17 protein-coding genes are annotated in these 13,775 nt (G+C 40.7%); 8 read left to right on the top strand and 9 right to left on the bottom strand.

What is annotated here, in order from left to right:
- Window positions 1–4 precede the first annotated feature (4 nt).
- Genes lptB through CWB77_RS16430 form a run of 6 tightly spaced genes read right to left on the bottom strand, consistent with a single transcriptional unit; the run spans window position 5 to window position 4,302 of the window.
- Window positions 5–730 carry an LPS export ABC transporter ATP-binding protein gene (gene lptB / locus CWB77_RS16455; protein ID WP_010390565.1) on the bottom strand — a complete coding sequence of 242 codons (726 nt, stop codon included), beginning with the start codon at window positions 728–730 and terminating at the stop codon, window positions 5–7.
- A complete protein-coding gene (lptA, locus tag CWB77_RS16450) occupies window positions 727–1,266 on the bottom strand; it encodes a lipopolysaccharide transport periplasmic protein LptA (protein ID WP_010390566.1) in 540 nt (179 codons plus the stop codon). The genes lptB and lptA overlap by 4 nt, the downstream gene beginning before the upstream one ends.
- Window positions 1,256–1,810 carry an LPS export ABC transporter periplasmic protein LptC gene (lptC, locus tag CWB77_RS16445; protein WP_138623648.1) on the bottom strand — a complete coding sequence of 185 codons (555 nt, stop codon included), beginning with the start codon at window positions 1,808–1,810 and terminating at the stop codon, window positions 1,256–1,258. The genes lptA and lptC overlap by 11 nt, the downstream gene beginning before the upstream one ends.
- Window positions 1,807–2,358, bottom strand: coding sequence for a 3-deoxy-manno-octulosonate-8-phosphatase KdsC (gene kdsC / locus CWB77_RS16440; RefSeq protein ID WP_109875416.1), 552 nt, complete (start codon window positions 2,356–2,358; stop codon window positions 1,807–1,809). Before kdsC ends, lptC begins: the two co-directional genes overlap by 4 nt.
- Window positions 2,359–3,330 (bottom strand): KpsF/GutQ family sugar-phosphate isomerase, encoded by a 972-nt coding sequence (locus CWB77_RS16435; RefSeq protein WP_109875415.1) that lies wholly within the window; start codon window positions 3,328–3,330, stop codon window positions 2,359–2,361.
- 3 nt (window positions 3,331–3,333) lie between these two features.
- Window positions 3,334–4,302 (bottom strand): calcium/sodium antiporter, encoded by a 969-nt coding sequence (locus tag CWB77_RS16430; protein WP_054202369.1) that lies wholly within the window; start codon window positions 4,300–4,302, stop codon window positions 3,334–3,336.
- Between the two features lie 265 nt (window positions 4,303–4,567).
- Between CWB77_RS16430 and CWB77_RS16425 the strand changes: the two genes are divergently transcribed.
- Genes CWB77_RS16425 through murA form a run of 7 tightly spaced genes read left to right on the top strand, consistent with a single transcriptional unit; the run spans window position 4,568 to window position 9,234 of the window.
- Window positions 4,568–5,383 (top strand): ATP-binding cassette domain-containing protein, encoded by an 816-nt coding sequence (locus tag CWB77_RS16425; protein ID WP_084601856.1) that lies wholly within the window; start codon window positions 4,568–4,570, stop codon window positions 5,381–5,383.
- Window positions 5,383–6,162 (top strand): lipid asymmetry maintenance ABC transporter permease subunit MlaE, encoded by a 780-nt coding sequence (gene mlaE, locus CWB77_RS16420; protein ID WP_010390572.1) that lies wholly within the window; start codon window positions 5,383–5,385, stop codon window positions 6,160–6,162. Before CWB77_RS16425 ends, mlaE begins: the two co-directional genes overlap by 1 nt.
- Before the next feature lie 14 nt (window positions 6,163–6,176).
- A complete protein-coding gene (gene mlaD / locus CWB77_RS16415) occupies window positions 6,177–6,725 on the top strand; it encodes an outer membrane lipid asymmetry maintenance protein MlaD (RefSeq protein WP_008115537.1) in 549 nt (182 codons plus the stop codon).
- Between the two features lie 5 nt (window positions 6,726–6,730).
- Window positions 6,731–7,411: an MlaC/ttg2D family ABC transporter substrate-binding protein gene (locus CWB77_RS16410; protein ID WP_010390574.1), complete on the top strand. Its 681-nt coding sequence runs from the start codon at window positions 6,731–6,733 to the stop codon at window positions 7,409–7,411.
- Entirely contained in the window at window positions 7,404–7,697 is a 294-nt protein-coding gene (locus CWB77_RS16405) for an STAS domain-containing protein (RefSeq protein WP_010390575.1), read from the top strand. The genes CWB77_RS16410 and CWB77_RS16405 overlap by 8 nt, the downstream gene beginning before the upstream one ends.
- A 5-nt stretch (window positions 7,698–7,702) precedes the next feature.
- On the top strand, window positions 7,703–7,960 hold the full coding sequence (locus CWB77_RS16400; protein WP_007378312.1) for a BolA family protein: 258 nt from the start codon (window positions 7,703–7,705) through the stop codon (window positions 7,958–7,960).
- Between the two features lie 14 nt (window positions 7,961–7,974).
- On the top strand, window positions 7,975–9,234 hold the full coding sequence (gene murA / locus CWB77_RS16395) for a UDP-N-acetylglucosamine 1-carboxyvinyltransferase (RefSeq protein ID WP_138623646.1): 1,260 nt from the start codon (window positions 7,975–7,977) through the stop codon (window positions 9,232–9,234).
- Window positions 9,235–9,325: 91 nt separating this feature from the next.
- Here murA and CWB77_RS16390 read toward each other — a convergent pair whose 3' ends face one another.
- The 3 genes from CWB77_RS16390 to CWB77_RS16380 form a co-directional block, all read right to left on the bottom strand.
- Window positions 9,326–10,408, bottom strand: coding sequence for a trypsin-like peptidase domain-containing protein (locus CWB77_RS16390; RefSeq protein WP_055013341.1), 1,083 nt, complete (start codon window positions 10,406–10,408; stop codon window positions 9,326–9,328).
- Between the two features lie 87 nt (window positions 10,409–10,495).
- Window positions 10,496–11,848, bottom strand: coding sequence for a Do family serine endopeptidase (locus CWB77_RS16385; RefSeq protein ID WP_138623644.1), 1,353 nt, complete (start codon window positions 11,846–11,848; stop codon window positions 10,496–10,498).
- 122 nt (window positions 11,849–11,970) lie between these two features.
- On the bottom strand, window positions 11,971–12,405 hold the full coding sequence (locus CWB77_RS16380) for a Z-ring associated ZapG family protein (protein ID WP_055013343.1): 435 nt from the start codon (window positions 12,403–12,405) through the stop codon (window positions 11,971–11,973).
- Window positions 12,406–12,526: 121 nt separating this feature from the next.
- Between CWB77_RS16380 and zapE the strand changes: the two genes are divergently transcribed.
- Window positions 12,527–13,615 (top strand): cell division protein ZapE, encoded by a 1,089-nt coding sequence (zapE, locus tag CWB77_RS16375; RefSeq protein WP_138623642.1) that lies wholly within the window; start codon window positions 12,527–12,529, stop codon window positions 13,613–13,615.
- The last annotated feature ends 160 nt before the right edge of the window (window positions 13,616–13,775 follow it).

Below are 13,775 nucleotides of genomic sequence, written 5' to 3'. Positions count from 1 at the left end.
CATATTAGAGCTTGAACTGCTCGCCCAAATAAACATCGCGTACTGTTTTATCGTTTAATACATATTCTGGAGTGCCTGATGCAATTAACTCCCCATGAGAAACTATGTAGGCTTTTTCACAAACATCAAGTGTTTCGCGGACGTTGTGATCTGTGATCAATACGCCAATTCCTCGGTTTTTAAGGTGCTCTATAATCTTTTTAATATCTAATACAGAGATAGGATCAACCCCTGCAAAGGGTTCGTCTAGTAGTATAAATTTAGGATTTGCTGCTAATGCTCGCGCAATTTCAACACGGCGACGCTCACCACCTGACAGAGCCATACCTTGGCTGTCACGAATATGCTGAATACTAAATTCATCAAGTAAATTATTTAAGGTATCTTCACGTTGTTGCTTATTGAGCCCTTTACGTGTTTCTAATATAGCCATTAAGTTTTGATAAACCGTCAGCTTTCTAAAAATAGATGATTCTTGTGGTAAATATCCTATCCCTAGGCGAGCTCGGCTGTGCATTGGTAATAAAGTGATATCTTGATCATCGATTGATATTTTACCTTTATCGCTCGGTACAAGGCCTACAATCATGTAAAAGGTCGTGGTTTTACCTGCGCCATTGGGGCCAAGTAAGCCGACAATGCTGCCTGCTTCAACTTCTAGACCAACGTTTTTCACCACTTCACGGCCTTTATAGCTTTTTGCTAGTAGCTCTGCTTTTAATGTGCTCATGGTTGGCCTTTATCGTCTTCTTTTTTGTTTTCAACAGGCACTAAAATAGTGTGTACACGGTCTGTTGAGTTTTCGTCTTTTTCTGCGCTAATTAACTGCTGCTCTATATCGTAGGTGATACTTTTGGCAGTTATTTTTTGACCTGCTTGAGCAATACTGGCATCGCCGATTAAGGTTAAAAAACGTTGCGAAACATCGTAACGCACTTCATTCGCACTGGCACTCATGATGGTGCCATCTGCTTGTGTTTCTTCAAAATATGCAGGGCTGCCTGTGGCAATTAATAATTGCTTGTTATCGCCTAAGTCATCGCGTTTATGCACTTCTAAACGGTCAGCTGTGATACGGCGATTACCATGAATAATTTCAACATTTTTCTCAAAAATGCCCACGTTTTCTTTTAATTGACCTTCCTGCCTGTCAGCACTAATTGAGATTTGATTAGCCGCAGGAGCTTCAGTGGTTTCCTCTGCATGGCTATGAAATGCAATCAATAATGAAGGAACAATTAGAATTTTAAATAGGTTATTGGTCATAATATAGGGTTCGCGTATGGTTAATAAGTTTAATCACTTCGGTTTTTAAATCGGCCTCAAGGCCTTTACCTGTGATTTTTAAATTAGGTCCTGTAATAACGACAGGCTGCTCTGACTGCATAGTGAGTAGTTTTATATCTACATTGATGCTATCGGCTGTGATCGTATCGATCATGGCGTTATCGGCTAAATTTAGCGCTTTTACATTGCCCTCTAATACGAGTTGACGATCGTCGTAGAGGGTGGCCTCATCAGCGTTAATACGCCATGTTTGCTGCTCGTTGTATAAAGTAAATATAGGTTTTTCAAAAAAGGTAAAACCAAGTTGTTGGTATAACTCCATTTTTACCGCAGTTACTTTGTGGCTTATTTTACCTTGCTCATTATAAGCGGTTTGTTTTAGCTCAATCGCAGTGTAATCAGGCTTAGCAATAGTTTGAGCTTGTTCATCCGCAATAATATCTACCTGAGAAAAATAAGGATACCAAAGCCAAACCATACAGCTTATGAATAAGGTGCTCAGTATAATGCGAGCTACATTCATGAACTGGTTCCTTGGCTAGTAAGTGGCTTATTGTTTTCAAGCATCAGTAAATCTGTTAACTCTCTTACTGCACCAAAGCCGCCTGGCAGCTGAGTGACATAATGCGATAAACGTTTTATCAGTGGGTGGGCGTCGTTTACGGCTACTGCAAACCCGACTTTTTCCATCACTGGCATGTCAGGGCCATCGTCACCAATGTAAGCTATTTGCTCATCGCTTAGCGCTAATTTTTGTTTTAATTCTTGATAGGCAATGAGTTTGTTTTCTTGGCCTTGGTATATATGCTGTACGGTTAAATTGCTCATACGTTGTTGAACTATTTTTGAGTGACGACCTGTGATCACAGCAACTTCAAAACCACTATTAATAAGGGCTTTAATGCCAAACCCGTCTTTGGTATTAAATGCTTTGAGCTCTTCACCTTGGTTGCCAAGATAAATACGTCCATCAGAAAATACACCATCAATATCGCAAATTAATAATTTTATTTTTTTTGCGCGCACTTTTGCATCATCACTTAACGGCTGATAAAGATCTTCAAACTGCATTTATAGCACTCCCGCTTTTAGTAAGTCTTGCATATTTAGTGCGCCAATAGGGTGATTATGCTTATTAATCACAATTAAACCATTAATACGTTTTTGTTCCATAATGTTCAGTGCTTCAGCCGCGAGCATGTCTTGTGTGGCTGTTGTACATGACTTTGTCATCACAACATTAATTTCTGTGCTGTGTATATCAATACGTTGCTCTAAAATACGGCGTAAATCACCATCGGTAAACAACCCCGATAATTGCTGATTACTATTTATAATAGCGGTCATGCCAAGCCCTTTGGCTGACATTTCAATTAAGGCGTCTTTAATGGTTTGCGTTTCATTAATAATAGGCGTGTGAATACCGCTGTGCATTACATCTTTTAAGGTTAAGAGTAAGCGTTTGCCTAAACTGCCACCTGGATGCGACAGTGCAAAATCATCAGCGGTAAAACCACGGGCTTCTAATAATGCTACCGCCATAGCATCGCCCATAGCGAGTGTTGCTGTGGTACTTGCTGTTGGCGCTAAGCCTAATGAGCAGGCTTCTTGTTCAACTTTAATACACACATGCACATTTGCCAATGTTGCCATGGTTGACGTTTCGTTGCCTGTCATAGCAATCATTTTTGCGCCAATGCGTTTTAATACCGGAATAATATTAAGCACTTCACTGGTTTCGCCAGAGTTAGATATAAGCATAACCACATCATTTGATGTAATCATACCTAAATCGCCATGACTCGCTTCACCAGGATGTACAAAAAATGCGGGGCTACCAGTACTCGCTAAAGTGGCTGCTATTTTATTACCGATATGGCCCGACTTACCCATACCAATAACAATAATACGGCCTGAGCAGTCGTACATTAATTGGCACGCTTGATCAAAGCTTTCATTAACGTATTGTGCGATATCGCTGAGTGCTTGACGTTCTATATCAAGGACGCGCAAGCCTTGTTGAATAAAATTTAGCGTTGCCATGGATCACCCTACTTGACTAAAAATATAACCTTGGTAAATCATAAATGCGACGATGAGTACGCCACCTTCTAGTCTATTGATACGTCTTTGACCTCTAAAGTTCAATGACATAGCAATAAGTGCCAAGGTTGCACCGATCATAATTAAAACATCACGGTTAGCTACTGATGCGTCAATAACTGATGGGTTAATTAATCCTGCCAGCGGTAACACCGCGAGAATATTAAAAATATTTGAGCCAACAATGTTACCCAGTGCTAGATCATCTTCATTTTTAAGAACACCCGCAATGGAAGCAGCAAGTTCAGGTAGGCTGGTGCCTATGGCTATTATGGTTAAACCAATTACTAAGTCACTTAAGCCAAAATATTTTGCAATATCAACGGCTGAGCCAACTAAAAAGTGTGAGCTAACAGGAAGTAAAATCATTCCGACGACTAACCAAAAAACGGCTTTTTTGGTTGGGACATTATCAGGTACTTCATCACAGGCTTCGCTAACAAAGGGGTCGTCTTGGTTTTTTGCTCGCAGTGATACAAAAATAAGTCCACCAATAAAAACAACAAAACCAAAGAGTAAGGCTGCGCCTTCAAAAAACGAAAAGTAGTTATCTGAAAAAATATACCAAGTAGCGATAGACACTAATAATACCAGTGGAATTTCTCGTTTTAATGTACTTGAAGAGACTGAAAGCGGTCTTAAAAGCGCTGTAATACCTAATACTAATAATATGTTAGTGATGTTTGAACCAACTGCATTACCTACGGCTGTATCGGTTTTATTTGCCAAAGCAGCCGAAGCGGATACCATCATTTCAGGGGCCGATGAGCCCATAGCTACCACGGTTAAACCTACAATTAATGTTGGTACGCCAAAGTTTTTAGCCAGTGCCGCCGCACCATAAACAAACCTGTCCGCACTCCATACGAGAGCCGCAAAACCGAGAATTAAAATGACAAACGAGGTAACCATTGTGATAAGCCAGTTAGTGTAAATTCAGATAGCGCGAATAGTAACAAAAGCCACCATAAAAGTATAAGTAAAAGAGTAAGCTGTAATACATTAGGCGGTTATTAAAATAATTATTTAATGGGTTAACTTGCTTGTTTAAGCATCGGTTAAGTCAATTTGTCGCAGTCTTATAGCTGTTTTTGCGTGGCTATTACAAAATCTTACGAATTGTTTTTTCCATCTTGACCAAAAAACCCTTAAAATAGAAATATGAGAGAATATTGTTATGGAGAGCGACTTGTCGCAATCAATAGTAGAAGTCAAGGATGTTACCTTTTCTAGAGGCGATAGGGTCATATACAAAAATATGAGCTTTGATGTCCCAGAAGGTAAAATTACTGCCATTATGGGGCCAAGCGGAATTGGCAAAACCACGATGCTGCGCTTAATTGGTGGCCAGCTCAAACCCGACTCCGGTGATATTTTATTTAAAAAAGACAGCATAGTCGCCATGTCCCGTAAAGAGCTCTACGCGGCACGTAAACGTATGAGTATGTTATTTCAAAGCGGTGCTTTATTTACCGATATGTCGGTATTCGACAATATCGCATTTCCTATCCGCGAGCATACACAACTCAGTGAAGACTTAATCCGTTTAGTGGTTTTAATGAAACTACAAGCAGTTGGCTTACGTGGTGCTAAAGATTTAATGCCTTCAGAGTTATCTGGTGGTATGGCACGTCGCGCAGCCTTGGCTCGCTCTATAGCGCTTGATCCTGAGCTAATTATGTATGATGAGCCTTTTGCAGGACAAGATCCCATTTCAATGGGAGTGTTGGTTAAGCTGATTAAGTCATTAAATGAAGTACTTGGTTTATCTTCTTTAATTGTTACGCACGATGTGAGTGAAGTAATGAGCATTGCCGACCACGTTATTATTATTGCCGATCAAGGTGTGATTGGTAGCGGCACGCCAGATGAAATGCGTCAGCACGAATCACCACTTGTGCAACAATTTTTAAAAGGATTATCAGATGGGCCTGTACCATTTCATTATCCAGCACAAACCTATGCAGATGAACTGTTAGGAGAGTCGCAGTAATGTTGGATTTACTACAAAAAATAGGTCATAAAACGCTGGGTCGATTTGCAGCACTCGGGCGTTCAACACAAATGTTGGCAAGTGCATTATGGCATTTACCCAATTTAAAAAAAGGTACGCCTCTGCTGGTGCGCCAACTCTACATGGTTGGTTCACAATCGTTGTTGATTATTGTGGTGTCAGGATTATTTATCGGCATGGTTTTAGCGCTGCAAGGTTATACCGTTTTAGTTGATTATGGTGCAGAAGATAGCCTAGGCCCGTTAGTAGCGCTTAGCTTGTTACGTGAGCTTGGACCGGTAGTTACTGCGTTATTATTTGCAGGCAGAGCAGGCAGTGCGTTAACCGCTGAAATCGGCTTAATGAAAGCCACCGAGCAGTTATCGTCGCTAGAGATGATGGCTATTGACCCGCTTAGGCGTATTATTGCGCCGCGATTTTGGGCTGGCTTGATTAGTATGCCGTTATTGGCGTTAATTTTTTCAGCGGTCGCTATTATTGGTGCTCACTTAGTCGGTGTTGATTGGCTAGGCGTTGATACCGGAAGCTTTTGGTCAATAATGCAAGCTCAGGTGTCGTTTGAAAAAGATATACTAAACGGTTTAATTAAAAGTATCGTATTTGCGATTGTTGTGACTTGGATTGCGCTTTATAAAGGGTATGACTGTGTTCCTACATCAGAAGGGATCAGCAAGGCAACAACAGAAACAGTGGTGCATTCATCACTGGCGGTATTAGGTTTTGACTTTATTTTGACAGCGGTAATGTTTACTAGCTAATAGGGTATTAAATAATGAATTCACGGAAATTAGAAATTTTAGTTGGTTTTTTTGTCGCACTGGGTATCTTGGCATTTTCAATGCTAGCGCTTAAAGTGGCCAATTCAGGTATTAGCGGCTCAGGTGAAACCTACACATTAAACGCCAAGTTTGAAAATATAGGCTCATTAAAAACTCGCGCGCCTATTAAAGTAGGGGGAGTTGTTATTGGTCGTGTCGAGTCAATTTATGTACACCCGCAAGAGTTTTTACCTGTGGTGAACATGAGTATTGATGCGCAGTATTTATGTCGTTTTTCAGATACCAGCTCTATCTCAATTTTAACCTCGGGTATTTTAGGTGAGCAATATTTAGGTATTAACCCTGTGATCGCTTCAGATTCAGCTAAACAACGTTGTTTAGGCGAAGATGTTGCAAACAGTGCACAAGACCAAGCTATTGATGATTTATTTGGGGTGCAAAGCAAAGCATTAGCAAGTGGCGATTCAATTACTGATACCAAATCGGCATTGGTACTTGAAGAATTAATTGGCCAGTTCTTATTCAACCAAGGTAGTGAGTAATTATTATGTTGAAAACATTTTTAGTAAGTATTGCGCTGGTAAGTTTAATGCTATTACAAAGCGTGCAAGCAGCAGAAGTAAAATTAACTGATCCTAATAAAATGGTACGTCAAGTTGCTGACAATACCTTTGCACGAATTACTCAAGATCAACCATTAATAGTAAAAGATAAAGAACATTTACGTGTTATTGTTGAAGAAGAGTTAATGCCGTACATCGACTACAAATATGCAGCACTAAGAGTGTTAGGTAGCGAAGTTTCTAAGGTACGCGCAATTACCGACAAGGCAGAAAAAGCAAAAGCAATTGAAGATATTCAGCGTTTTATTGGTGCGTTTAGAGAGTATTTAGTTGCCACCTATGCCGGTGTATTTACCCAATACACTAATCAACAAGTTGAATTTGCTGCCGAGCAACCGTTTAAAGGTAAAGACGTGGTGGTGGTAAAAACCAAAATTGTTGAAGCGGGTAAACCTGATATAAAAATTGATTTTAAAGTACGTGAAGACCGAAGCGGTGAGTGGCGCGCTTACGACATGATTGCTGAAGGTATTAGTTTACTTGATGCAAAACAAAGTGAACTTCAGGGTATTTTACGCCAACAAGGTATTGACCATGTTAGCGGCCTATTAGAGCAAAAAAGTAAGCTACCGGTTCAGTTTAGAGGCAGCGATACAAATGAGTAAATTGGCAATCAGCCAAGTTGATGAGCAGCATTTACGAGTTACTGGTGAATTGACTCATAACTCAATTGGCAATGAACGGCTTCTGAACACTAAGCGACAAACTAAGCATAAAACCCTTTATTTTGACCTAACTGAGGTCACAAGGGTTGACACAGCCGGCTTAGCTTGGTTAATTCACTCTTTTACAGAATTTAAGCAGCAAGGTATTCGCCTTGAATTGCAAAACCCACCTGAACAACTGCAAAATCTTATGCAGTTGGGTCAGGTTACAACCCTATTTGAGTGAGAGTTATGGAAACGAGTCAGGTCGAAACATTATTACGCGACGAACTTCAGTTAGCTGAAGTACATGTAAAAGCCAATGGCAGTCATTATGAAGTAATTGCAGTTGGTGAATGCTTTGACGGATTAAGTCGTGTTAAAAAGCAACAGTTAGTGTATGGCCCATTAATGAATACTATTTCAGATGGCACCATTCATGCTGTTTCTATCCGCGCTTTTACTCCGACTGAGTGGAAACGTGAGCAAAAATTCATTTTACCGCAATAAATAAGGCCCCTTAGATGGATCAATTTGTAATTCAAGGTGGCACTTCGCTGGCTGGTGAAGTAACTATTTCTGGCGCTAAAAATGCGGCACTGCCTATTTTATTTGCAGCCTTATTACCCGAGGGCAAGAGTACCTTTACTAATGTACCGCGCCTTCGCGATATTATAACTACTGAAGCCTTATTAAAAACCTTAGGCGCTGATGTTCAGTGGCAAGGTGATTCACTTATTATTGATGGTGCAACGGTAAATAGTACGTTAGCGCCTTATGAATTAGTAAAGCAAATGCGCGCATCAGTGCTCGCACTTGGGCCTTTAGTGGCTCGTTTTGGTAAGGCTCAAGTATCTTTGCCGGGTGGCTGTGCTATTGGTGCACGCCCAGTTGATATTCATATTCAAGGTTTAGAGCGCATGGGCGCGCAAATAACTGTGGAAAATGGTTATATTAATGCCAAAGTAGATGGACGCTTAAAAGGCGCTGAAATTTTCATGGAAATGATCAGTGTCGGTGCTACCGAAAACTTACTCATGGCGGCAACGCTTGCAGATGGCAAAACTGTTTTAGAAAATGCAGCGCGCGAGCCCGAAATCATTGATTTAGCTAATTGCTTAATTGCAATGGGCGCTAAAATTACTGGTGCAGGTTCTAGCCGTATTGAGATTGAAGGGGTTGAGCGTTTATCAGGTTGTGAGCACCGCATATTGCCGGATCGTATTGAAACCGGTACCTTCTTAGTTGCCGCCGCGATGGCCGGTGGCGAAGTACTGTGTAAAATGACCGACTTTCATTCACTTGAGCCGGTAATTGAAAAACTGCGTGCAACCAACGCGCTACTAGAAGTGCATGAGGATAGTATTTATCTTGATATGCGAGGCCGAGAGCTTAAAGCGGTTAATATTAAAACTATGCCGCACCCAGGTTTTCCAACCGACATGCAAGCTCAATTTACCGCTTTAAATGTAGTGGCTAACGGCAGTGCGACCATTACCGAAACTATTTTTGAAAATCGGTTTATGCATGTGCCTGAGTTACAACGTATGGGCGCTAATATTCGCCTTGAAGGCAATACGGCTTTTTGTGGTGAGACACAAAGCTTATCGGGTGCGCAGGTTATGGCAACCGATTTACGAGCATCAGCGAGCCTTATTTTAACGGGGATTGTGGCCCAAGGTGAAACGGTTGTTGATCGTATTTATCATGTAGATAGAGGTTATCAGCGTATTGAAGATAAACTCAGTGCGTTAGGTGCTAACATCAAACGCAAAAGCAATTAGTTATATTAATACAATTATTATTCTAACGCATAAAAAACGCGATTATATATCGCGTTTTTTTATGCCTAATGCCAAAGGGTAAACAAGCGCTTTATAGCTTGGTTTCGAGCTCGGCTACTTTCACCATTATTTTTTGTATTTTACCGTTACGGTATAGCTCAAACTCAATTTCTTTACCTGGCTCGGTACTGCCTATCTTTTTTAATACATTTTGTGGATTAGCCACTGAAAGCCCTGCAATTTTAATCACAATGTCTTGCTCTTCTATACCCGCCTGCCATGCAGGACCTAGAGGGTCGAGATTGGTAATACGCATGCCTGCGACAGGCGTTAAGCTATCATTGACCTCTTTGCCTGTACTATCTACTGCAGTGCCTTCAAAGCCCAAATAACCACGAACAACGCGACCATGGCGAATAAGTTTACCCATAACTTCTTTAGCAAGGGTATAAGGTACAGCAAAAAATATTCCCTGAATGTTCAAGTTCTCACGGGTTTTAAATTGGGCTGAGGTGATCCCTACTAAGTCGCCATTAGAATTTACCAGCGCTCCCCCCGAATTACCCACGTTAATGGCAGCATCCATTTGCAATAAATTATTGTAAGGACTGTCGGTAATTTTTTGCTTTCCAGTGGCGCTAATGATCCCCTGAGTAATTGTTTGCCCTAAATTTAATGGATTCCCGATTGCTAACACCAAATCGCCTACATTCGAGGTGTAGTTGTCATTAACAGGAATAACAGGGAGGTGGTTGGCATTTATTTTTAATAATGCTAAATCGGTAATGGTATCAAAGCCAATAAGTTGTACATCAAAAAAACGTCTCCCATCGGTAAGAATTACCAGTATTTGATCGGCATTATTGATCACATGATAATTAGTCAATATATAGCCATCGGGTGACATGATCACGCCAGAACCGAGCTCTTGCACGGTATTTTGGCGCTTGTAGCGTGGCTCTTTTGAAATGCTTTCTGAAAAAATAGTAACAACCGATGGTGCTGCGCGTTTAACCGCATCAGAAAAGCTCAAATGGCTGGCGGTCATTGCACTGGGCAGGGGAACATTAGGTAGTAATGCGGTACGCATGTTAGGGCTGAAAAAAACCACTAAAAAAGCTATGCCTAAACCGGCAAACAAAGGAGGAAGTACAAATTTTAGAAGTTTTAGCACGGTATTCTTATTGTTAGTGAGCAATCCCTTTATGATGGCACAAAAAAAATAACAGCGGCAAGTGCCGCTGTTACTTTTATTGTATTATTACTGAATTAATACAAAGATAGACTCGCGTCCGCGTTTAACACCTAACACAATATTACCTTGAATATCGTCGATAATTTGGTTCATGTCGCGAATGCTTTCTACCCGTTGACGGTTTACTTGCACAATAACATCGCCTTCTTCAAGGCCAACCCGTGCTGATGGTGAACGAGGATCGACCGAGGTTACCTCAATGCCTTTCATTTTGTTTTTCTTCACATTTTCTAGTGTTGCACCTTGGAATGCTGGGTGTAATTCTTCACCTGCAGCTGTAATTCCTGATGCGCCATCTAGGGTAACTTCAACGTTTTTAACTTTACCGTCACGATAAATTCCTAGCTGCACTTCACGGCCTTCACCTAAGGTGGCTATTTTGCTTCGCAGTTCATGGAAGCCACTAATTTCACTGCCATTAATGCTAATAATCACATCGCCTGCTTTAATACCGGCTTTGCTGGCAGCTGTATCATCGAGTACCTGCATAACGTAAGCACCTTGTTTAACATCAAGCTGCTGTGCTTTGGCAAGGCCTGCATCAAGAGGGCGGCCTGAAATACCTAGCGAGCCACGGCGTACTTCACCATGTTCTACAATTTGATCAACAAGGTTTTTCATCATATTTGATGGAATAGCAAAACCAATCCCCACATTACCACCCGATGCACCTAAAATAGCGGTATTAATACCAATTAACTCACCGTTTAAATTAACTAAAGCGCCACCTGAGTTGCCTTGGTTAATCGCGGCATCGGTTTGAATGAAATCTTCGTAACCTTCAATATTTAAACCACTACGACCTAATGCGCTAACAATACCTGAGGTAACAGTGTGGCTTAAACCAAACGGGTTACCAATAGCTACAGCAAAATCACCGACACGTAAGTCATCTGAGTTAGCAAGTTTTACAGAGGTTAATTCATCTGCGTCTATTTGTAGTAGCGCAATATCAGACTCTTTATCGCTGCCAATTTTTGTTGCATCATATTCGCGGCCATCTTCGAGGGTAACCACCATTTTTTCGGCATCTTGAACTACATGGTTGTTAGTTACCACATAGCCTTTGTCGGCATCAATAATAACTCCGGAGCCTAAACCACTAAACTGTCGCTTTTGGCTACGTGGCTGCGGGTTGCCAAAAAAGAAATCTAGTGGGTCACCACGTCGACGCACTTCTTTAGAGCCTGAAACCTGAATACTCACTACACCTGGCGTGATTTGCTCAAGCATAGGGGCAAGTGTTGGTAATTGTTGACCATTAACGGCAACCGGCAACTTAGCAAACGAGGCGGTTGGACTTAATAATAAGCTAGTAGATAAAATAGCAGCACTGATAAGTGATAATTTCATTTTCATAGTCAGGGTTTACTCCACTTAAAAAGCAAAAGGCTGCAATAAGCAGCCTCAAAAAAGTATATCAGTAAGATAAAACAACAAAGCTGTTATATCTAAAGACTATGGGGTCAAAAAAAAGTTCATCAAGATGCTTTAGAAGTATTCTCATCACCTGCAAATAAACCTGACTTACCCGACACATAATCAGCTGGTTGAGCATCGGCGTTTGAGCGATCTGAACTACGTTCTTTTAATGACGCTTGTAACTGTTCGGTGGTTTCTTTAGAGAAAAACGGTTCAGCAGGGGCTTTATTTCTGTCTTCAAGTAACAGTTGATTAGTTTCTTCAACGTGACTTAATAACTGATCGTAGTTTTCTTTCATTTTGTTTACTAACTTACCAGTATTCGCTAAATGGTCGGCAACATCTTGGCGATACTGCTCAAGCGAATGCTTAGCTTGCTCTGCTTGTTGCTCTAACTCGTCTTGTTTAAACTGTTTTTTAGTGACAAAGGCACCAACGAAAAATGCAGCAATAGCAACTACTATCACTAATCCTACCCATGTAAATGTACCCATAAATTCACCTCTATGCGAAAATAACTAAAAAATTAAAATGCTACTAAGTCTAATATACCCTGAGTATTGATGCGTGTTAATATGCTTTACAAATTAAACTGTGTTTTAACTGTAAATAGATATGACTCCTTGGCAAACATACCAGCAAGACCTTCAACGCGATGACTTTGTACATGACGCAGCACAAGAAAATGCAGTTCGTCATTTACAGCGTTTATACGACGATTTAACACAAGCAAAGCCACAATCTAAAGGTTTTTTTGCAAAGCTTTTTAATAAAGCAGAGCCAGCCCCTATTAAAGGTTTATACTTTTGGGGTGGCGTAGGCCGTGGTAAAACTTACCTTGTTGATACTTTTTATGAAGCGTTACCGGGTGATAGAAAAATGCGAGTGCATTTTCACCGCTTTATGCACCGCGTGCACGATGAACTTAAAAAGTTAAATAACACTGCCAACCCTTTAGAAACAGTAGCCGATATTTTCAAAGCAGAAACAGACATAATTTGTTTTGATGAATTTTTTGTTCAAGACATTACCGACGCTATGTTGCTCGGTGGTTTAATGGAAGCATTATTCGCTCGCGGTATTGTACTGGTTGCCACGTCAAATATTATACCTGACGACTTATACCGCAATGGTTTACAGCGTGCCCGTTTTTTACCGGCTATTGCCTTAGTGAATAAGCATACTGAAATAGTTAATGTAGATTCAGGCGTTGATTACCGATTACGTACTCTTGAGCAAGCAGAAATTTTTCATAGCCCGCTTGATGAACAAGCCGATAAAAACCTATTCGAATATTTTGACAAGCTCTCGCCAGAAGTCGGTAAACTAGATACCCCAATAGAAATAGAAGGGCGGATGATCAAAACCCGCAAGGTGTCTGACTGCATCGTTATGTTTGAATTTAGCGAACTGTGTGAAACCGCGCGTAGCCAAGTTGATTACATGGAAATAAGCCGATTATATAACACGGTGATTTTATCTAATGTAAAACAGCTAGGGCAAAATAATGATGACGCAGCAAGGCGCTTTATTGCGTTGGTAGATGAATTTTATGAGCGTAATGTAACGTTAATTATCTCTGCAGAAAAACCGATTACCGAGCTCTATACACAAGGCAATTTAAACTTTGAATTTAAACGCTGTATTAGTCGCTTACAAGAAATGCAATCGTTAGAGTATTTAGCCCGAGAACATTTAGCTTAAAATACGAAGGTTAGAGTTAACGGGCTGCGAGCAACGGGCTACGAGTTGAAATTACCTAGCAGCGGGTTTACCCCGCGTAAAGTTGGTCATTTAAAAATAAAAAAAACCTTGCGATGTTAACCGCAAGGTTTTTTCATTTCTCGAACCTCGAACCTCGAAC

The organism is Pseudoalteromonas sp. S1610 (genome assembly GCF_005887465.1).
Taxonomy (GTDB): domain Bacteria; phylum Pseudomonadota; class Gammaproteobacteria; order Enterobacterales; family Alteromonadaceae; genus Pseudoalteromonas; species Pseudoalteromonas undina.
The sequence above is the reverse complement of the archived record's forward strand: the minus strand, read 5'-3'. Positions and strand labels throughout refer to the sequence as shown.